The 19,630-nt window shown below is 71.3% G+C and carries 18 protein-coding genes; 8 read left to right on the forward strand and 10 right to left on the reverse strand.

Annotation, left to right across the window (positions count from 1 at the left end; all coding sequences use genetic code 11):
- Positions 1-71: 71 nt before the first annotated feature.
- Complete coding sequence (locus tag AB0316_RS16250) at positions 72-1,853, reverse strand: biotin carboxylase N-terminal domain-containing protein (RefSeq protein ID WP_366274084.1); 1,782 nt, start codon at positions 1,851-1,853, stop codon at positions 72-74.
- 118 nt (positions 1,854-1,971) lie between these two features.
- On the opposite strand from AB0316_RS16250, the gene AB0316_RS16255 reads away from it, so the two are divergent.
- Genes AB0316_RS16255 through kynA form a run of 3 tightly spaced genes read left to right on the forward strand, consistent with a single transcriptional unit; the run spans position 1,972 to position 4,300 of the window.
- Positions 1,972-2,814 carry an aldo/keto reductase gene (locus AB0316_RS16255; RefSeq protein WP_366274085.1) on the forward strand — a complete coding sequence of 281 codons (843 nt, stop codon included), beginning with the start codon at positions 1,972-1,974 and terminating at the stop codon, positions 2,812-2,814.
- Positions 2,815-2,853: 39 nt separating this feature from the next.
- Positions 2,854-3,402, forward strand: a complete 549-nt coding sequence (locus tag AB0316_RS16260) for a DUF3806 domain-containing protein (RefSeq protein WP_366274086.1) — start codon at positions 2,854-2,856, stop codon at positions 3,400-3,402.
- Between the two features lie 22 nt (positions 3,403-3,424).
- Positions 3,425-4,300, forward strand: a complete 876-nt coding sequence (gene kynA, locus AB0316_RS16265) for a tryptophan 2,3-dioxygenase (RefSeq protein ID WP_366274087.1) — start codon at positions 3,425-3,427, stop codon at positions 4,298-4,300.
- Here the strand turns inward: kynA and AB0316_RS16270 are convergent.
- The 4 genes from AB0316_RS16270 to AB0316_RS16285 all read right to left on the reverse strand — a co-directional run bounded on the left by AB0316_RS16270 (position 4,232) and on the right by AB0316_RS16285 (position 7,078).
- The gene (locus AB0316_RS16270; protein WP_366274088.1) at positions 4,232-4,939 is read right to left on the reverse strand and encodes a helix-turn-helix transcriptional regulator; all 708 of its coding nucleotides are present in this window, start codon (positions 4,937-4,939) and stop codon (positions 4,232-4,234) included. The genes kynA and AB0316_RS16270 overlap by 69 nt on opposite strands.
- A gap of 358 nt (positions 4,940-5,297) precedes the next feature.
- A complete protein-coding gene (locus tag AB0316_RS16275) occupies positions 5,298-5,753 on the reverse strand; it encodes a SufE family protein (protein ID WP_366274089.1) in 456 nt (151 codons plus the stop codon).
- Between the two features lie 25 nt (positions 5,754-5,778).
- Complete coding sequence (locus tag AB0316_RS16280; RefSeq protein ID WP_366274090.1) at positions 5,779-6,657, reverse strand: sulfurtransferase; 879 nt, start codon at positions 6,655-6,657, stop codon at positions 5,779-5,781.
- A 31-nt stretch (positions 6,658-6,688) separates the two neighbouring features.
- A complete protein-coding gene (locus AB0316_RS16285) occupies positions 6,689-7,078 on the reverse strand; it encodes a MerR family DNA-binding transcriptional regulator (protein WP_366274091.1) in 390 nt (129 codons plus the stop codon).
- Positions 7,079-7,137: 59 nt separating this feature from the next.
- On the opposite strand from AB0316_RS16285, the gene AB0316_RS16290 reads away from it, so the two are divergent.
- Genes AB0316_RS16290 through AB0316_RS16300 form a run of 3 tightly spaced genes read left to right on the forward strand, consistent with a single transcriptional unit; the run spans position 7,138 to position 11,169 of the window.
- Positions 7,138-8,316: an acyl-CoA dehydrogenase family protein gene (locus AB0316_RS16290; protein WP_366274092.1), complete on the forward strand. Its 1,179-nt coding sequence runs from the start codon at positions 7,138-7,140 to the stop codon at positions 8,314-8,316.
- The gene (locus AB0316_RS16295) at positions 8,313-9,908 is read left to right on the forward strand and encodes an acyl-CoA carboxylase subunit beta (RefSeq protein WP_366274093.1); all 1,596 of its coding nucleotides are present in this window, start codon (positions 8,313-8,315) and stop codon (positions 9,906-9,908) included. The genes AB0316_RS16290 and AB0316_RS16295 overlap by 4 nt, the downstream gene beginning before the upstream one ends.
- Entirely contained in the window at positions 9,862-11,169 is a 1,308-nt protein-coding gene (locus AB0316_RS16300) for a hypothetical protein (RefSeq protein WP_366274094.1), read from the forward strand. Before AB0316_RS16295 ends, AB0316_RS16300 begins: the two co-directional genes overlap by 47 nt.
- A gap of 37 nt (positions 11,170-11,206) precedes the next feature.
- On the opposite strand, the gene AB0316_RS16305 is transcribed toward AB0316_RS16300, so the two are convergent.
- From AB0316_RS16305 to AB0316_RS16325, 5 genes are all read right to left on the reverse strand, one after another.
- Positions 11,207-11,884, reverse strand: a complete 678-nt coding sequence (locus AB0316_RS16305) for a Maf family protein (protein WP_366274095.1) — start codon at positions 11,882-11,884, stop codon at positions 11,207-11,209.
- A gap of 120 nt (positions 11,885-12,004) precedes the next feature.
- A complete protein-coding gene (locus AB0316_RS16310; RefSeq protein WP_366274096.1) occupies positions 12,005-13,699 on the reverse strand; it encodes a DUF885 domain-containing protein in 1,695 nt (564 codons plus the stop codon).
- Positions 13,700-13,772: 73 nt separating this feature from the next.
- Positions 13,773-15,596 carry a protein kinase gene (locus AB0316_RS16315; RefSeq protein ID WP_366274097.1) on the reverse strand — a complete coding sequence of 608 codons (1,824 nt, stop codon included), beginning with the start codon at positions 15,594-15,596 and terminating at the stop codon, positions 13,773-13,775.
- A gap of 48 nt (positions 15,597-15,644) precedes the next feature.
- Complete coding sequence (locus AB0316_RS16320; protein WP_366274098.1) at positions 15,645-15,878, reverse strand: acyl-CoA carboxylase subunit epsilon; 234 nt, start codon at positions 15,876-15,878, stop codon at positions 15,645-15,647.
- Positions 15,875-17,536, reverse strand: a complete 1,662-nt coding sequence (locus tag AB0316_RS16325) for an acyl-CoA carboxylase subunit beta (RefSeq protein ID WP_366274099.1) — start codon at positions 17,534-17,536, stop codon at positions 15,875-15,877. Before AB0316_RS16325 ends, AB0316_RS16320 begins: the two co-directional genes overlap by 4 nt.
- Positions 17,537-17,560: 24 nt before the next feature.
- Here AB0316_RS16325 and AB0316_RS16330 point away from each other — a divergent pair, with 24 nt between their 5' ends.
- Positions 17,561-18,463, forward strand: coding sequence for a biotin--[acetyl-CoA-carboxylase] ligase (locus tag AB0316_RS16330; RefSeq protein WP_366274100.1), 903 nt, complete (start codon positions 17,561-17,563; stop codon positions 18,461-18,463).
- A gap of 7 nt (positions 18,464-18,470) precedes the next feature.
- Complete coding sequence (locus tag AB0316_RS16335; protein ID WP_366274101.1) at positions 18,471-19,625, forward strand: adenylate/guanylate cyclase domain-containing protein; 1,155 nt, start codon at positions 18,471-18,473, stop codon at positions 19,623-19,625.
- Positions 19,626-19,630: the final 5 nt, after the last annotated feature.

A 19,630-nucleotide genomic window follows, 5' to 3' on the forward strand; every position in this document is an offset into this window, starting at 1 on the left:
CGGTGGACGGGAGAAAGGGCCGACCCGCCAGACGGCGGGTCGGCCCTTTCTGAGGCCTGCAACCTGGGGCGTCAGCCCTCGGCGGCGTCCTTGATCTCGGCGAGCACGGCGCCGGAGGTGACGGTCTCGCCGACGGCGGCCTTGAGGCCGGAGACGACGCCGGCCTTGTGGGCGGTGATCGGCTGCTCCATCTTCATCGCCTCGAGGACGATGACGAGGTCGCCGGCCGCGACGGTGGCGCCCTCCTCGACGGCGATCTTGACGATGGTGCCCTGCATCGGGGCGGTCAGCGAGTCGCCGGAGGCCGCGCCACCGGACTTGCCGCCACCGGAGCGCTTGGGCGCCTTCTTCTTGGCCGCGGTGCTGTTGCCGCCACCGAGGGAGAGGCCTCCGGGCAGCGACACCTCCAGGCGCTTGCCGCCGACCTCGACTACGACCGTCTGGCGCTCCTCGGCCTCGGCCGCGTCGGCCGACCCGCCGGCATACGGCTCGACGGTGTTGTCCCACTCGGTCTCGATCCAGCGCGTGTGGATCGTGAAGGGTGAGCCGTCGGAGGGGGCGAACGCCGGGTCCGAGACGACCGCGCGGTGGAAGGGGACGACGGTCGGCATGCCGTCGATGACGAGCTCGGCCAGGGCCCGGCGCGATCGCTCGATGGCCTGCTCGCGCGTGCGGCCGGTGACGATGAGCTTGGCGATCATCGAGTCGAACGCGCCGGCGACGGTGTCACCCTCGACGATGCCGGCGTCCCAGCGCACGCCGGGGCCGGAGGGGACGACCATCCGGGTGACCGTGCCGGGTGCCGGGAGGAAGCCCCGGCCGGCGTCCTCGCCGTTGATGCGGAACTCGATGGAGTGGGCGTGCGGCTCCGGGTCGTCGTAGTCGAGGGACTCGCCGTTGGCGATGCGGAACTGCTCGCGCACGAGGTCGATGCCGGTGACCTCCTCGGAGACCGGGTGCTCGACCTGCAGGCGGGTGTTGACCTCGAGGAAGCTGATGTCGCCCTGCGGGCCGACGAGGAACTCGCACGTGCCCGCGCCGACGTAGCCGGCCTCCTTGAGGATGGCCTTGCTCGCCCGGAGCAGCTCGGCGTGCTGCTCCTCGGCGAGGAACGGGGCCGGCGCCTCCTCGACGAGCTTCTGGTTGCGGCGCTGCAGGGAGCAGTCACGGGTCGAGACGATGACGACGTTGCCGTGCTGGTCGGCCAGGCACTGGGTCTCGACGTGGCGGGGGTGGTCGAGGAAGCGCTCGACGAAGCACTCGCCGCGGCCGAAGGCCGTCACGGCCTCGCGGACGGCCGACTCGTACAGGTGCGGGATCTCGTCCATCTCGCGGGCGACCTTCAGGCCGCGACCGCCGCCGCCGTATGCCGCCTTGATCGCCACCGGGAGACCGTGCTCCTGGGCGAACGCGACGACCTCGTCGGCGCCGGACACCGGGTCCTTGGTGCCGGGCACGAGCGGCGCGCCGGCCTTGGTGGCGATGTGGCGCGCCTTGACCTTGTCCCCGAGGGCGTCGATGGCGTCCGGCCCGGGACCGATCCAGATGAGGCCGGCGTCGATGACGGCCTGCGCGAAGGACGCGTTCTCGGCGAGGAATCCGTAGCCCGGATGCACCGCGTCGGCGCCGGACCTGCGGGCGACGTCGATGAGCTGCTCCTGGACGAGGTAGCTCTCACCGGGGGTCGAGCCCCCGAGGGCGTACGCCTCGTCGGCGACCTTGACGTGGAGGGCATCGCGGTCCGGGTCGGCGTAGACCGCCACCGAGGCGATTCCACTGTCCCTGCACGCCCGCGCGATGCGGACGGCGATCTCACCACGGTTTGCGATCAGGACCTTGCTGATGGATGCCATGGCTCGGACTCTATCGGCACGGCACAGCGTCGATTCGGCGTCATTCGTTCTATTCCCGCGCGTCTCGCAGTGAGGTCCGGCACATCGCGCGGCGAGCGGTCGGCCTAGCGTGGTCGACATGACGACACACCAGCCAGCTCCCGTCCTGCCGCTCGGCCACGCCTCCGTCCCCGGCCTGTCGATCCCGCAGATCGGCTTCGGCGTCTGGGAGGTCCCGGACGCCCAGGTGGACGCCGCGGTGGGTCAGGCCCTCGAGGTCGGCTACCGCCACGTCGACACGGCCCGGATCTACGGCAACGAGGAGGGCGTCGGACGCGTCCTGGCCCGTGGCGACGTCGACCGCGACGACGTCTTCGTGACCACCAAGGTGTGGAACGACGACCACCGCAACGTGGCGGGAGCGTTCGACGCGTCGATGAAGCGCCTCGGCATCGACGTCCTCGACCTCTACCTGATCCACTGGCCCGCTCCGGCTCAGGATGCCTATGTCGACGCCTGGAAGGACATGCTCGAGCTGCAGGCACAGGGTCGGGTCCGCTCGGTCGGCGTGTGCAACTTCCAGGTGCCGCACCTGCAGCGCCTGCTCGACGAGACCGGCGTCCTGCCGTCGGTCAACCAGGTGGAGCTGAGCCCCTACCTGCAGCAGCGGGAGCTGCGCGCCTTCCACTCCGAGCACGGGATCGTGACCGAGGCCTGGAGCCCGCTCGCCGTCCGCGCCGGGCTCCTCGATGACCCGGTCGTCGTCGAGCTCGCTGGCCGGCACGGCGTCACGCCTGCCCAGCTGGTGCTGCGGTGGCACATCGAGCTCGGCAACGTGGTGCTGACCCGCTCGGTGACCCCGGCCCGGATCGCGGAGAACTTCGGGATCTTCGGCTTCGCGCTCGGTGACGACGACCTCGACGCACTCGCCGGACTGGACCGCGGGACGCGCACCGGCCCGGACCCCGACACCTTCGGCTGACCTGACGGGCCCGGCGGGCCAGCCACTAGATTGGCCGACATGGGTCTGTTCTCGCGCAAGGGACGAGGCGAGTCCGCCACCTCCTCGGGCGCCGACCAGCCGGGCGACTCGGGCGACTGGGAAGACGCGGTCGACTCGGGCGACCTGGCGGACGCCGAGGGTGGTCCCGGTGACTTCACGGGGCGCCCCGTCGCGCAGCCGCTCGGCGCCGAGGAACGTGACCGCATCGAGCGAGCGCTCGCGCAGGCGGCTGCCGATGGGGTCGATGTCGACGACCTCGGCTCCATCGGCACCCACTACGACGACGCGTACCGGCGTTGGGTCGCCGACGGGGGCACCGGGCAGGGGCCCGACACCATCGTCGATACGTATGCCGTGGCCATCGGCGAGCACCTGGCGCGCCACAGCGCGCGGGAGTGGGCCGTGGTGACGGACGTCTTCGGCACCGATCTAGGCCTCGTGGCGGCGCGTGCGGACACCGTCGTCGTGCCGCACAACCTCGTCGGTGCCCGGTGGATGCGCGGTGAGACGGGGTGGGTGCCCGGAGTCGTCTCCCACCTCGTCGGGCTGCATCCACGGTCGCGCTGACAGCACGCCTAGGATCGCGGTCATGGACAGTGCCGCCCCCGGTGGGCTCGACCGGCGCAGCAAGCGTGACCTCGAGGAGGGCATCCAGCGCGACTTCCGGCGGAAGATGTCGTACGGCGACTACCTGCGCTTGGAGACGCTGCTGAGCGCGCAACAGCCGTTGAGCGACCCGCCGCAGCACGACGAGCTGCTGTTCATCATCCAGCACCAGACGTCCGAACTCTGGCTGAAGCTGATGATCCACGAGCTGCGTTCTGCTAGAAATCTGCTCCGGGAGGACGAGCTGGCTCCGGCGCTCAAGCGGCTCGCTCGGGTCAAGCACATCCAGCACACCCTGACGGACCAGTGGTCGGTGCTCGCGACGCTGACGCCGAGCGAGTACGCGCAGATCCGGCCCTTCTTGGCTACCAGCTCGGGCTTCCAGTCGGCGCAGTACCGGGAGGTCGAGTTCCTTCTCGGCAACAAGAACGCCGACATGGTGGCCGTGTTCTCCCACGACGAGGCGGCCCGCGCGGCCCTCGACGCGCTGCTCCACGAGCCGAGCCTCTACGACGAGTTCCTCGCGTACCTCTCGAGGCGGGGGTATGCCGTCCCGCCGGCCCTGCTCGACCGTGACTGGACCCAGCCCTACCGCCTCAACGACGGCCTCGTCGACGTCTTTGCGGGGGTCTACGCGGAGCCGCACGAGCACTGGGGCGTCTACGAGACGTGCGAGGAGCTGGTCGACCTCGAGGACAACTTCCAGCTGTGGCGCTTCCGGCACCTGCGGGTGGTGCAGCGCACGATCGGCCAGAAGACCGGCACGGGGGGCTCGACCGGGGTCGACTTCCTACGACGGGCCCTCGACCTCACCTTCTTCCCCGAGCTCTACGAGGTACGCACCCGCATCGGGGGGTGACTGCAGCGAGTCGTCGAGCCTTCGCCAGCGCAGGTCGTTGCTGGGTGGCTCGCACTGGCAGGGGCAGTCGGTCACACAGAGCTCCTCGAAGCACTGGTCCAGGCACTCGCAGACGATGTCCGGTGGTGGCGGCGCGTCCACCCTCGGCTGACGCCCCAGCATGAGGCGGCGCCTACGCGTCAGCTCGGAACTGGTCGGATGGTCGGTCGGCCGCTCACGCTCCCGGGCGCCCTGGGCCACGTCGTCGCGGGCGCCACGCAGGTGGTACCAGCCGCGCGCCTGCGGCCGGTCGTAGCGCGGGAATGCCCACCGCTCCCACGGCACCTCGTCCGGCGGCATGACGTCGAGGTGTGCGGGGAACCGCCGACCCTGGTTGTCGCGCACGGTGTCGGCGGGCACTGGTGCCACCTCTCGCCCGTCGGCATCGAGCACGGCCAACCGGAGCCCGGCGACGGCGAGAATCCGCTCGTAGAGGCCCAGAGTCGGGGTGATGAAGCCGGACTCGAGACGGCTCACCGTGCTGCACGAGACGCCGACGTGCGCAGCGAGCTCGCGCTGGCTCAGATCCGCCAGCCGCCGAGCGCGCAGGACGTAACGCCCGCTTTCACCCTCGCGTTCCTGGCGTGCGTTCTCACTCATGTCGCAAGGTTGCAGGCCGGTGCCGACAACTGAGACGGTCGAGGGGAGGTTTTCCACAAGCCGTCGCACTCACCTGCCCCAGCGGTGCTACGACACTGCTGCGTCGGGTGCAGCAGTGTCGTGGGGGTGGCTACGTCTGTGCTGCGTGGGGTGCAGCAGTGTCGTGGGGGTGGCTACGTCTGTGCTGCGTGGGGTGCAGCAGTGTCGTCGGGGTGGCTACGTCTGTGCTGCGTGGGGTGCAGCAGTGTCGTGGGGGTGGCTACGTCTGTGCTGCGTGGGGTGCAGCAGTGTCGTAAGGGTGGCTACGTCTGTGCTGCGTCGGGTGCAGCAGTGTCGTAGGGAGGGGCGGCGGTGCGTGTCAGCCGGCGGTCTTCGCGCGGACCTGGCGCTTGATGCGGGCGAGCATCGCCACCATGCCGCGCATGCGCAGCGGAGACACCGCCTCGGCGAGGCCGAAGCGCATCGGGGCGTCGTCCGGCACAGCGAGGACCTCGGCGGCGGAGAGGCCGTCAAGTCCCTCGTGCAGGATCCCGGCGAAGCCGCGTGTCGTCGGGGCCTCCGCCGGCGCGTCGAAGAAGAGATTCACGGAGCGCTGGTCGAGTGATGCGCCGTCCTCGACCTCGACGGTCAGGAACAGCGGGGACTGGCACTCGTCGACGCGCTCGAGCTCGTCGAGCCGGCCGGCATACCGCTCGGGCAGGGGAGGCAGCTCGTCGCTGAACTCGAGCAGCAGCTGTAGCTTCATCTGGCTGCTGGCCGCGCGGAAGTCCTCGGCGATCTCCTCGAGCTGCGCCGGCAGGGCAGTGTCGTTCACTGCAGGCTCCTCACAGGCGTACGGGTCACTTCTCGATCGGGACGCGCACCGAGTTGCCCCACTCGGTCCACGAGCCGTCGTAGTTGCGCACCGACTCGAAGCCGAGCAGGTGCGTCAGCACGAACCACGTGTGGGACGAGCGCTCCCCGATCCGGCAGTAGGCCACGACGTCGTCGGAGGGAGCCAGGCCCTGCTCCTGCTGGTAGATCGCCTCGAGCTCCTCACGCGACTTGAACGAGCCGTCCTCGTTCGCGGCACGTGCCCACGGCACCGACTTCGCGCCGGGGATGTGGCCGCCGCGCATGGCGCCCTCCTGCGGGTAGTCGGGCATGTGGAGCAGCTCGCCGGAGTACTCGCCGGGGGAGCGGACGTCGACCAGGGGCTTGCCGAGGTGGGCGAGCACGTCGTCCTTGAAGGCACGGATGGGGGCGTCGTCGCGTTCGGCGACGGGATACGACGCCGGCTTGGCCGTCGGCACCTCGCGGGTCAGCTCACGGCCCTCGGCGACCCACTTCGCGCGGCCGCCGTCGAGCAGGCGCACGTCCTCGTGGCCGAAGAGGCTGAAGACCCACAGGGCGTACGCCGCCCACCAGTTGCTCTTGTCGCCGTAGATGACCACGGTGGTGTCGCGGCCGATGCCGCGAGCGCCCATCACCTCGGCGAAACGGGCGCCGTCGACGTAGTCGCGGGTCACGGGATCGTTGAGGTCGACGTGCCAGTCGATCTTGAGCGCACCGGGGATGTGACCGGTCTCGTAGAGCAGCACGTCCTCGTCGGACTCGAGCAGTGCGATGCCGTCGGGGCCGCCGACGTTGCCGCCAGCGACCTGCTCGGCGAGCCACTCGGTGGTCACGAGTCGCTCGGGGTGGGCGTACGCGGAGATCTTCGTGTCTTCAGCGCTCATGTCCCCATCGTGTCACGCGAGCGCGCGGCCCTCACACGTGGTCGAGCCGAGCGAGGTCCTCGCGGCAGCGCCGCTCGAAGTCCCCGAGCTCGGCGATCGCGTCCTGCACGTCCCGTAGGCGTTGCTCGAGGTCGCTGCGGCGCTCGTCGATCTGGCCGAGGACGTACTCGAGCTGCGCACGCCGACCGCGGGGCGCATCGAAGAGGTCGATGATCGTGCGGATCTCCTCCAGCGGGAAGCCCAGCCGCTTGCCGCGCAGGATCAGGCCCAGGCGGGTCCGGTCACGGCGGTGGTAGACCCGCTGCGTCCCGCGGCGCTCGGGGGAGATGAGGCCGAGGTCCTCGTAGTGACGCACCGTCCGGTGCGTGACCCCGAACTCGTCGGCGACCTGCGCAATGGTCCATGTCGGCGCGCTTGTCATGCCCACGATCGTGCTTTACGTTTACGTAAGCGTCAAGCCATCCCACGAGGAGAACACCGATGTTCGAGCTCAGCCAGGACCACGAGGACTTCCGCATGGTCGTCCGCGACTTCGCCGAGAAGGAGGTCGCGCCCAACATCGCCAAGTGGGATGCCGCGTCCTACTTCCCGACCGACCTCGTGCCGAAGATGGGTGACCTCGGGCTCTTCGGTCTCGTCGTCCCGGAGGAGTACGGCGGCGCCGGCGACAGCGGCGACTTCACGAGCCTCTGCGTCGCCATCGAGGAGCTCGGCCGCGTCGACCAGTCCATCGGGATCACGCTCTCCGCCGGCGTCGGCCTCGGCATCAACCCGATCCTGACCTACGGCAGCGAGGAGCAGAAGCAGCGCTTCCTGCCCGACCTCGTGGCCGGGCGCGCGCTCGCGGGCTTCGGTCTCACCGAGCCGGAGGCCGGCTCCGACGCCGGGGCCACCCGTACCCGGGCCGTCCGCGACGGCGACGAGTGGGTGCTGCACGGCGCCAAGGCGTTCATCACCAACTCCGGCACCGACATCACGTCGGTCGTGACAGTCACCGCCCGCACCGGGACCAACGAGGACGGCTCGCCCCAGATCTCGGCGATCATGGTGCCGGCCGGCACCCCCGGTTTCGTCGTCGAGCCGGCGTACCACAAGCTCGGCTGGCACGTCTCCGACACCCACGGGCTCACCTTCGAGGCCTGCCGCGTCCCGGCCGACCACCTCCTCGGCCAGGAGGGGGAGGGCTTCAGGCAGTTCCTCAAGACCCTCGACGACGGCCGCATCGCCATCTCGGCGCTCGCCGTCGGCTGCGCCCAGGCCTGTCTCGAGCTCGCCACCGACTACGCGAAGACGCGCACCGCCTTCGGACGCCCGATCGGCGTCAACCAGGGCGTCTCCTTCCAGCTCGCCGACCTCGCCGTCATGGTCGAGGGCGCGCGGCTGCTGACCTACAAGGCGGCCTGGCTCAAGGACGAGCTGCACGCGGGGAAGCGCTCGGTCAAGGAGGTCAAGCAGGCGGCCGCCATCGCCAAGCTCTACTCCACCGAGGCCGCCGTCACGGCCACCCGGATCGCGACGCAGGTCTTCGGTGGCAACGGCTTCATGGAGGAGTACCCCGTGGCCCGCTTCTACCGCGACGCGAAGATCCTCGAGATCGGGGAGGGCACGTCCGAGGTGCAGCGCATGCTCATCGCCCGCGGGATGGGGCTACCGGCATGACCACACCCACGAGCACCCCGACGAGCATCCCGACGACCACCTCGAACCCGCAGGCCGACCCCCGCGTCGCCGACGTCCGCAGCCGGCTCGCCGCCGCGCACGCGGCCTCTGCCAGCGCGCCGGAGAAGGCGCAGGCCAAGCTCGACGCCCAGAGAAAGATCTACGTCCGCGACCGCATCGCCCTGCTCTTCGACGAGGGATCCTTCGTCGAGGACGGCCGCTACGCCAACGCCCTGCAGCCGGGGCTGCCTGCCGACGGCGTCGTCACCGGTCGCGGCACCGTCGACGGACGGCCCGCGATCGTCATCGCCAACGACCCGACCGTCAAGGCCGGTTCGTGGGGAGCGCGTACCGTCGAGAAGATCGTGCGAGCCACCGAGATGGCGCTGCGCGAGGAGCTGCCCGTCTTCTGGTTCGTCGACTCCGCAGGTGCCCGTATCACCGACCAGGTCGAGATGTTCCCCGGCCGCCGCGGCGCAGGGCGCATCTTCCACAACCAGGTGGCCCTGTCGGGCAAGGTGCCGCAGATCTGCTGCCTCTTCGGACCGAGCGCGGCCGGAGGCGCCTACATCCCGAGCTTCTGCGACCTCATCATCATGGTCGAGGGCAACGCCTCGATGTACCTCGGCAGCCCGCGCATGGCCGAGATGGTCGTCGGCGAGAAGGTCTCCCTCGAGGAGATGGGTGGCGCCCGCATGCACTGCACCGTCTCGGGCGTCGGCGACCTGCTCGCCCACGACGACGCCGAGGCGATCGAGCTCGCCAAGCTCTACTTCTCCTACGTCCCCGGCAGCTGGCGCGACCACCCACCGACGTATGCCGCCGAGTCCCCGGCCGTGCCGCTGACCCGTGAGACCGTCCCCGAGCGCGAGTCGGTCCCGTTCGACATCCACGACGTCATCGAGGGCCTCGTCGACGACGACTCCTTCTTCGAGCTGAAGCCGCTGTGGGCCGGGGAGCTCGTCATCGGCTTCGGCCGGCTCGAGGGCCAGAGCGTCGGCATCGTCGCCAACAACTCGATGGTCAAGGGCGGGGTGCTCTTCACCGACAGCGCCGACAAGGCGGCCCGGTTCATCTGGCTGTGCGACGCCTTCAACATCCCGCTGATCTACCTGGCCGACGTGCCCGGCTTCATGATCGGCTCCGACGTTGAGCGGGGCGGCATCATCCGCCACGGCGCCAAGATGGTCAGCGCCGTCTCGTCGGCCACGGTTCCGCAGTTCTGCGTCATCGTGCGCAAGGCGTACGGCGCGGGCCTCTACGCGATGGGTGGGCCGGGCTTCGGTCCGGACGCGACCATCGCCCTGCCCACGGCCCGGATCGCGGTCATGGGCCCCGAGGCGGCCGTCAACGCCGTGTACGCCAACAAGATCGCCGAGATCACCGACCCCGACGAGCGCGCCCGCTTCGTGGCCGACCGTCGGCGCGAGTACGAGGAGGACGTCGACATCGAGCGGCTCGCCGCCGACCTGGTGCTCGACTCGGTCATCGAGGCCGATGAACTGCGCTCGGACCTCGTGCGACGACTGGCCTATGCTTCCCGGCGTGACCGCCACTTCAGTGAGCGCCGACGCGCCGTCCCGCCCGTCTGAGGAGGGGCTCGGTCACCGGCTCGAGCACCCGGACCGCGAACTCGAGAGGACGCAGCCCTTCTGGCGCCGCTTCCCGGTGTGGTTCCCGTTCGCGGTCTTCGCGGTCTCGCGCCTGTTCGTCTGGGTCAGCGCCACCTACCTGTCCCGCTACCAGATCGCGCTGCCCATCGGCACGCCGAACATCCGCATCTTCTACCCCTCACCGGCGGATCCCGGCTACCTGTCGGTGATGAGCGGCTGGGACGGCCAGTGGTACCGCGTCATCGCCGAGCACGGCTACCCGGCGGTGCTGCCCCGCACCGGCTGGGGCGGCATCGACATGAACCCGTGGGCGTTCTTCCCGGTGTTCCCGATGACGGCCGGCCTCGTCATGAAGCTGACGGGCCTGCAGTTCGCGCTCGTGGCGCCGCTGCTGTCGACGGCGATCGGCTTCGCCGCCATGCACGTCCTGTTCAAGCTCGTCGACCAGGTCGTCGGTCGCTGGGAGGCCATCGTCGCCGTCGTGGCGACCTGCTTCTACATGGCCTCGCCGGCCTTCTCGGCCTCCTACACCGAGTCGACGGCCCTGCTCGGCGTCGTCACCGTGCTGTGGCTGCTGCGCGCCCGCCGCTACTGGTGGGTCGTGCTCGCGCTGCTCGTGCTGTCGCTGAGCCGCAACGTCGTCATCGCGATGGTGCCGGTGATCATCGCCCACGGTGTGGTGCGCTGGCGCCAGCACGACGAGGGTGACAACCCGCGGAGGCTGCGCGTCGTCCTGGCGGCGCTCGCGGCATATGCGGCTGCGCTCACCTGGCTGTGGCCGGCCTTCGTCTCCATCGCGACGGACACCCCCAACGCGTACAACGACACGATGCTCGCCTGGAACATCCAGACGAAGATCAAGCTCTACCTCTGGTGGAACCTGCTCTACGACTACTGGGGCGTGCTCGGGCAGGTGGCCGGGGTGCTCGGGGTGGCGGCGTTCGCCTGGTTCATGCTGAGCCGCCACTCGTGGCGGTGGGGCCCGGAGATCTGGGGCTGGGCCGGCGCCTACCCGGCGTACATCGTGCTGGTCACGAGCACGACGCCGAGCCGGGTGCGCTACGCGCTGCTCGCGTTCCCGATGGCCCTGATCATCGCGTGGTTCCTGCAGCTGCGGTGGTGGCGGCGCTACCGCTACTGGATCCTGGGGCTCATCGTCGTCACCGGGGCGGCCCAGATGTGGTGGTGGACCGAGCACTACCTCGTGGTGGAGAACCTCACCGACGACCTCTACCCCTGACGTCTACCCCTGACCGCTGCCTGCGGTGGGGGTGGTCTCACACGGCCCGGGGGCGGGCGCCCAGGCTGCCCAGGACCTCGAACCAGCCGATGCCGGCGTCGGCCAGCAGCTCGCGCAGGAGCGGCAGCGACAGGCCCACGACGTTGTGGTGGTCGCCCTCGACGGCGGTGACGAAGGCACCACCGAGGCCGTCGATGGTGAAGGCGCCCGCCACGGTCAGCGGCTCGCCGGTGGCGACGTAGGCATCGATCTCATCGTCGGACAGGGCCGCGAAGTGGACCGTGGTGGAGGCGGTGGCGCCGAGCGTGGCACCGCCCTGGTCGCGGTCGTCGATGAGCCAGTGGCCGGTGTGCAGCACCCCGGAGCGTCCTCGCATGCGGCGCCACCGGGCTACCGCCTCGGCCGCGTCCGAGGGCTTGCCGTGCATCTCGCCGTCGAGCTCGAGGACCGAGTCGCAGCCGAGGACGACCATGCCGTCCTCAAGCCGGCCGGCGACGTCCTCGGCCTTGGCGCGGGCGAGCAGCAGGGTGATGTCGCCGGGTTCGAGCGGGCCGTAGCGCTCGGTCGCCTCGGCGACGGCGAGGTCCTCGTCGACCTCGCTCACCACGACGACCGGCTCGATGCCGGCCGCCTGGAGGGTCGAGCGCCGGGCCGGTGAGGCGGAGGCGAGGACGAGCTGGACGGCGGGCACGTCGGGGAGGGGGCTCGGCGGCATGACGACATGGTAGGCCGCGGCCGGTCATGGCGACGGCGCCGCTCCCGGTGGGGGCGGCGCCGTCGTCGTCTGGTGGGCGTCGTCTGGTGGGCGTCGTCTCGGGCAGCAGCCGGGAGGCCCTCAGAGCTCCAGGAGGACCGCGGTGCGCAGGGTGTCGAGACCGACGCTGCCGATGTCGAGCGCGCGACGGTGGAAGGCCTTGAGGTCGAAGGAGTCGCCCTCACGCTGCTTGACCTCCTCGCGCAGCTGCAGCCAGAGCCGCTCACCCACCTTGTAACTCGGCGCCTGCCCGGGCCAGCCGAGGTAGCGGTTGAGCTCGAAGCGCAGGATCTTCTCGTCCATGAAGCCGTAGCGGGTGAGGTAGGTCCAGGCCTTGTCGTAGTCCCACGCGCCGCCGCCGACCTCGTCCGGCGCCTCGAAGCCGCAGTGCACGCCGATGTCGATGACGACGCGTGCAGCGCGCAGGGACTGCCCGGCGAGCCACCCCATCCGGTTGCCCGGGTCGTCCATGTAGCCGAGCTCGGCCATGAGCCGTTCGGCGTAGAGCGCCCAGCCCTCGCCGTGCCCCGACACCCAGGACTCGAGGCGGCGCCAGCGGTTGAGCAGCTGCGACCGGTAGACGGTCTGGGCGACCTGCAGGTGGTGGCCCGGCACGCCCTCGTGGTAGACGGTCGTCAGCTCGTTCCAGGTGCGGAACTCGGTGTTGCCCTTGGGCACCGACCACCACATCCGACCCGGACGGCTGAAGTCGTCGGAGGGGCCGGTGTAGTAGATGCCGCCGGTCTGCGTCGGCGCGATCATGCACTCGATGCGCTGCACCGGACCGGGGATGTCGAAGTGGACGTCCTTGAGGTTGGCGATGACCTCGTCGGCCCGCTCCTGCATCCAGGCCTTGAGGGCGTCGGTGCCGTGCAGGGCGTAGCGGTCGTCGGCGTCGAGGATCTCGACACCACGCTCCACGGACGCGCCGGGCTCGAGCCCCTCGGCGATCTCAGTCATCTGGGCGTGCAGGTGGGCGACCTCCTGCTGTCCCCAGCGGTAGGTCTCCTCGAGGTCGACGGTGGCCCCGAGGAAGTGCCGCGACTCGAGCTGGTAGCGCTCGATGCCGCAGGCGTCGGCCTCGGGCGCGTGGGGCAGCAGCTCCTGCTCGAGCCAGTCGGCCATCTGGGCGTATGCCGTCGCCGCGGCCCGGGCGCCCGTGGCCAAAGCGTCGCGCAGGTCGCCGTCGAGGGGCGCGCCGTCGACGGTGGCGTCCGCGACGACCTTGGTGAAGTAGCCGTCGTCGGCGACCAGGTCGCGGGTCTGCTCGGCACAGGCCACCACCTGGCGGCGGGGGGTGACCTGGCCGCGCTCGCGGGCCAGCAGCAGCGACTCCCTGTACCCCTCGAGGGCGGCCGGGATCTTGCCGAGGCGCACCGCGAAGGTGCGCCAGTGCTCCGGCGTGTCCTGCGGCATGAGGTCGAAGACGTCCCGGACGCCCTGGAGCGGCGAGGCGATGACGTTGAGCGACATCTCGTCGAGCCCGGCGGCATACCGGTCCTCGGCGAGCTGCAGGCGCTCGGTCATCGCGGCCACCGTCACCGCGTCGACGTCGTCGGCCGGCGTCGCGGCCTCGAGCTCGGCGAGGGTGCGGCGCCGCAGCTCGGAGTGGGCGGCACTGCCTGCCGGGGACAGGTCGTCGAGGTCCTCGTCGCGACCCGGCACCCCGAGGTAGGTGGCGTTGATGGGGCTGAGCGCGACGGCGGCGTCGAAGTAGGCCTCCGCGATGCGGTCGACGTCGGTCTGCGGTCGCGCGCTGTGGGTGTTGGTCGTCACCCGGCGAACGTAGTCGAGGGCCCGACCCCGTGCCAGTGCATTCGGGCTCGTGCCGGACGGCCCGGCGCGGCCCTCAGTCGCCCTTCTTCTTGCCGCCCTTGCCGCCCTTCCCGGGACCCTTCTGGTCGCCGGCCGGGGTGGAGTCGTTGCCGGCGGGGCTCGGCGAGCTCGTGGCGGCTCCGGGTGTGCCGGAGACGACGAGCACGACGACGCCCTCGGTCGTGGGCTGCCCGGCCGCGGGCCAGGTGGCGATCACCTGCCCGTCGGGGGAGGAGGAGGGGATCGTGACCCGCGTGACGCGTACGTCCTTGGCGTCGATGCGCGACATGGCGTCGTCGGCGCTCGTGCCGGCGAGGCCGTCGGGGACGAGGAAGGAGGAGTTGACGCGGTCGGGGGCGTTGGCACGGCTGACGACCAAAGCTACGGTCTGGCCCTTCGTCATCGGCTGGCCCGGGGCGGGGTAGCTGCCGAGGACCACGTCGTTCGGCTGCGAGGAGCGCACGAGGACCCAGCGCACGTTGACGCCGCGCGAGATGAGCTCGGAGACCACGGTGCCCCGGGGCTGCCCGACGATGTCGCTCGGCACCGTTCCACCGTCCGAGGGCGCCGCCGTCGTGGGCGTTGTCGAGCTCGGTGTGGGAGCCGACGTGGACACCGACGGCTGCGGGCCGGCCGTCGGTGCGGAACCCGTGCCCGAGGGCCTCAGCAGGGCGAAGACGAGGGCGGCGAGCAGCACCACGACGACGGCGCCGAGGCCCCACACCAGGGGCCCGGGTCCCTGGCGTCGGCGGGACCGACTGGTGGAACGCGTCGGGGTGGCGGTGGGTGCGGCGGCCTGTCCCGAGGCGGGCCGGACGGCCGTTCCACCGGTGGCCCCGTCAGCGGAGGCAGGACCGGACCCGGCGTCTGCACCAGCCGCCACCGCGGCAGCAGCGAGGCCGGCACCGACTGCCGGCATGACCGCGGTGCCGCTGCCCGCAGCCGGGCGGGCCGCCGCGCGGTCGTCGGGCGCCCCCAGCACCGCAGTGGGCTCGGCCAGGGGCATGGCCTGGGTCGCGGCGTCGGCGAGCTGCTCGCGGCCGCGCAGGGCATCGGCCATGGCGTCGGCGTCGCGGTAGCGGTCCGCGGGCTTCTTGGCCGTGGCGCGGGTGACGACCTCGTCGAGCTTCGCCGGCAGGTCGGCCACGCGTGAGCTGGGCAGCGGCATGGGCTCGTCGAGATGCCGCATGGCGACCGCCACCGGGGTGTCGCCCTCGAAGGGCACCGCACCGGTGAGCATCTGGAAGAGCAGGACGCCGAGCGAGTAGAGGTCGGTGGCCGGTGTGGAGGGCCGGCCCTGGGCCTGCTCCGGGGCGACGTAGGCCGCGGTGCCCATCACGGTGCCGGTCTCGGTGAGGGAGGCCAGCCCCTTGGCCTGGGCGATCCCGAAGTCGGTCACCTTGACGGTGCCGTCCGGGCGCACCATGACGTTGCCCGGCTTGATGTCCCGGTGCACGACACCGGCGCGGTGCGCGGCCGAGAGCGCCGCGCACACCTGCTCGGCGACGCGCACCGCGTCCGTGGGCGTGAGCCGTCCCCGCTCGCGGAGGATCCGGGCAAGGTCGGAGCCGTCGACGTGCTCCATGACGATGAAGTGCGACGAGCCGTCGACGCCGTAGTCGTAGACCTGGGCGATGTTCGGGTGCGAGAGGGCGGCGGCGGTCAGGGCCTCACGGCGGAAGCGCTCGACGAAGTCGGGAGAGTCGGCGTAGACGGGTGCGAGCACCTTGACTGCGACACGGCGCCCGAGGCGCTCGTCGGTCGCCAGGTGCACCTCGCCCATGCCTCCGACGGCGATGCGCTCGAGCAGCAGGTAGCGCTGGGCGAGGCGGACGGAGGGGGAGGAGTCGACCGACATGGGCAACGAGACTACGGGAGCCACCTCGGGCGGGGCCAACCGAGCAGGTCACCTCGGCAGGCCGGTGCTCCTCCAGCCGCCGTGCCGCGCGGACGGTCCGACGAGCCGCCACGACGGGTCGGACCAGGCCGACATGGCCGGCTCCGGGGGCTCGTCACCGCCGCCGAGGGCCGAGAGCACGACAACGAGCGCGGCAAGCTCCTCGGAGGTGGGGCTGCCGGACACGCGGATGGCGGCAGCCGGGGCATCCGGCCTCTCGACCTGTGTCGCGTCGGTGCTCACAGCGGGATGTTCCCGTGCTTCTTGGGCGGCAGAGTCTCGCGCTTGTTCTGCAGCGCCCGCAGGGCCCGGGTGACGTTCATCCGCGTGTTCGACGGGCTGATGACCGTGTCGATGTAGCCGCGCTCGGCCGCGATGTACGGGTTGGCGAGCGTCTCCTCGTAGTGGGTGATCAGCTCCTGGCGCTGCGCCTCGACGTCGCCGCCCGCAGCGGCGGTGGCCGCGAGCTCCTTGCGGTAGAGGATGTTGACGGCGCCCTGGGCCCCCATGACGGCGATCTGGCCGGTGGGCCAGGACAGGTTGATGTCGGCGCCGAGGTGCTTGGAGCCCATGACGTCGTAGGCGCCGCCGTAGGCCTTGCGGGTGATCACGGTGATCTTGGGGACGGTGGCCTCGGCGTACGCGTAGATGAGCTTGGCGCCGCGACGGATGATGCCGTCCCACTCCTGCGAGGTGCCGGGCAGGAAGCCGGGCACGTCGACGAACGTCAGCACCGGCACGTTGAAGCAGTCGCAGGTGCGCACGAAGCGCGCGGCCTTCTCGGAGGCGTCGATGTCGAGGCACCCGGCGAACTGCAGCGGCTGGTTCGCCACGACGCCGACCGACATGCCGTCGATGCGCGCGAACCCGGTCACGATGTTCGGCGCGAAGAGCGGCTGCACCTCGAGGAAGTCGCCGTCGTCGACGACGTGCTCGATGACCTGCTTCATGTCGTACGGCACGTTGGGCGAGTCGGGGATGCACGTGTCGAGCCAGCGGTCCTCGTCGGTCACGGTGAGGTCGGCCTCGCCGACGCCGTACGCCGGCGGCGTCTCCATGTTGTTGCTCGGCAGGTAGGACAGCAGCGCCTTGACGTAGTCGATGGCGTCCTGCTCGTCGGTGCCCATGTAGTGGGCGACGCCGGACTTGGTGTTGTGCGTCTGCGCGCCGCCGAGCTCCTCGAAGCCGACGTCCTCACCGGTGACGGTCTTGATGACGTCAGGTCCGGTGATGAACATGTGCGAGGTCTGGTCGACCATGACGGTGAAGTCGGTGATGGCGGGGGAGTAGACGGCGCCGCCGGCGCACGGGCCCATGACGAGCGAGATCTGCGGGATCACCCCGGAGGCGCGCACGTTGCGGAAGAAGATGTCGCCGTAGAGGCCGAGGGAGACCACGCCCTCCTGGATGCGGGCGCCGCCGGAGTCGTTGAGGCCGATGACCGGGCAGCCGATCTTCATGGCGAGGTCCATGACCTTGACGATCTTCTCGCCGAAGACCTCACCTAGCGAGCCGCCGAAGACGGTGAAGTCCTGGGCGAAGACGGCCACCTGGCGCCCGTCGACGGTGCCGTAGCCGGTGACGACGCCGTCGCCGTACGGGCGGTTCTTCTCCTGCCCGAACTGGGTGCTGCGGTGCCGGGCGTACTTGTCCATCTCGATGAACGTGCCCTCGTCGAGGAGCATCTCGATGCGCTCGCGGGCCGTCTTCTTGCCGCGCGCGTGCTGCTTCTCGACCGCACGCTCGGACCCGGCGTTCGCCACCTCGGCGACCCGGCGCTTGAGGTCCGCGAGCTTGCCGGCGGTGGTGCTGAGGTCGGGGCCCGGCGCGGCTGCCGCGTCCGGCGTGGTCTGCTCCGGGGCGATGGGAGGCTGCTCTGCCACGGCGTGATCGGTTGCCATGCTGGGCACTCTAGCCTTGTGCGCGTGCGCAGCCCGCTCGACTCCGACAGTGTCCGTGCGGCCTTGGTCACGTCCGGACGGCCGTGGCGCGGGGTCGAGTTCCACCCTGCCCTCGGCTCCACGAACACGCGGCTGCGCGAGCTGCTGACCGCGTCCTCCGGCTCACCGAGGGCGTATGCCGCCGGGCGCGCCGACGAGGTGCCCGGGCTCTGGCGGGTGGTGCTGACCGACCACCAGACCGGCGGCCGCGGACGTCTCGGCCGTGCCTGGACCGTTCCCGACCGGGCATCCCTCGCCGTCAGCGTGGCGGTGCCCGTGAGCGACCAGGCGCAGGCCGGCTGGCTGCCGCTGCTTGCCGGGCTGGCCCTCGCCCGGGCGGTCGACGACGTCACCCGCACGGTGGACCACCCGCTGATGACGCGGCTCAAGTGGCCCAACGACGTGCTCCTCGCCGACGACGGCGACCGGAAGCTCAGCGGGATCCTCTGCGAGCTCGTCACCACCCCTGCCGGCCCGGCGGTCGTGGTGGGCACCGGCGTCAACGTCGACCAGACCCGCGCCGAGCTGCCCGTCGACACGGCGACCTCGCTCGCGCTCGCGGGCGCCGACGTGCGCCGCGAGGACCTCCTGCTCGCCTACCTCGACCACCTCCTCGCGGTGCTGCCCGGCGCCGGTTCCGAGCCTGCGGTCCGGCCCGACCGCGCGACCGCGGGCGAGGTCGCGGCGGTGCGGACGGCATACCGCGAGTCCTGCTCGACGGTGGGGCTGGAGGTCCGCGTGCACCTGCCGACCGGGCACGCGGTGGAGGGCACCGCCCTCGACGTCGACGACGCCGGGGGGCTCGTGGTGCGCACGCCGGACGGGCCACGGACCTTCGCCGCGGGCGACGTCGTCCACGTCCGGCGGGCCGGCGGCGGGCTGGCATGATCGGCTCATGACCGAGCCCGGCAGCTCTGGCGCAGAGCCGACGAGGCGGCCGAGCGACGACTACACCGAGCAGCTGCTCGGGCGTCCGCTCGAGCTGCGCCGCCGCGATGTGAGCCGCGGGGCCGAGGTGTCGCTGCTCTCGGCGCGCAAGTTCTGGCACGCGCTCGGCTTCCCGGTCGTCGACACCGACGACGAGCTGTTCACGGAGGCCGACCAGAAGGCCCTCAGCGCCGTCGCCGGCATCGTGCGCGACGGCCTGCTCGACGAGCAGACGGCCCTGGCCATGACGCGGGCCTTCGCCCGCTCGGCCGACCGCCTGGCCGGCTGGCAGTCCCAGCTGATCGCCGAAGCCGTCGAGGCCCACATGACCGCGGCGCTCGAGGAGGAGGGGGACACGGCCGAGGGCGAGACGCGTTCGGTCCCGAGCACCGAGACCGCCACCGAGACCGCTCGGCGGCTCTCGGCGCTCACCGACCGCCTCGAGCCGCTCCTCGTCTACGCCTGGCGCCGGCACCTCTCCGCGACGGTCTCGCGCATGCTCGCCGACGCCGACCCCGAGTCCTACGGCATGACGAAGATGCGCTCGGTGGGCTTCGCCGACCTCGTCAACTTCACCGCTCTCGTGCGACGGATGTCCGAACGCGACCTGGCCCGGCTCGTCTCCCGCTTCGAGGCCCTCTCGGCCGACGTCATCACCGCGCACGGCGGCCGCCTCATCAAGACGGTGGGCGACGAGGTGCTCTTCACGACCATGGGGGCCGCTCCCGCCGCTGCCATCGCGCTCGACCTCGTCGAGGCCATGGCGCAGGACGACCTGCTGCCCGACGTGCGCTGCGGGATGGCACGCGGGCCGATCATCTCCCGGCTCGGCGACGTCTTCGGCACGACCGTCAATCGGGCGTCGCGGCTGACGGCCGTCGCGCAGGCCGGCACGGTGCTCGTCGACGCCACGATGGCCCGTGAGCTCGCCAGCCTCTCCGGGTTCGAGCTGACGGGCCAGCGGAGGCGCATCCTGCGCGGCGTCGGCCCGGTGACCCCCTCCCTGCTGCGCCGCGCGACCTCGCCCGCGCGACGGTCGACCTCACCGGTGACGCCCGAGCAGGGCACCCCCGATCCCGCCCGCCGCGACCGATCGCACCCCGAGCCGCGCCCCCGCACCTGAGGCCC

Origin of the sequence: Terrabacter sp. NPDC080008, assembly GCF_040702505.1 — a bacterium.
GTDB lineage: Bacteria > Actinomycetota > Actinomycetes > Actinomycetales > Dermatophilaceae > Terrabacter.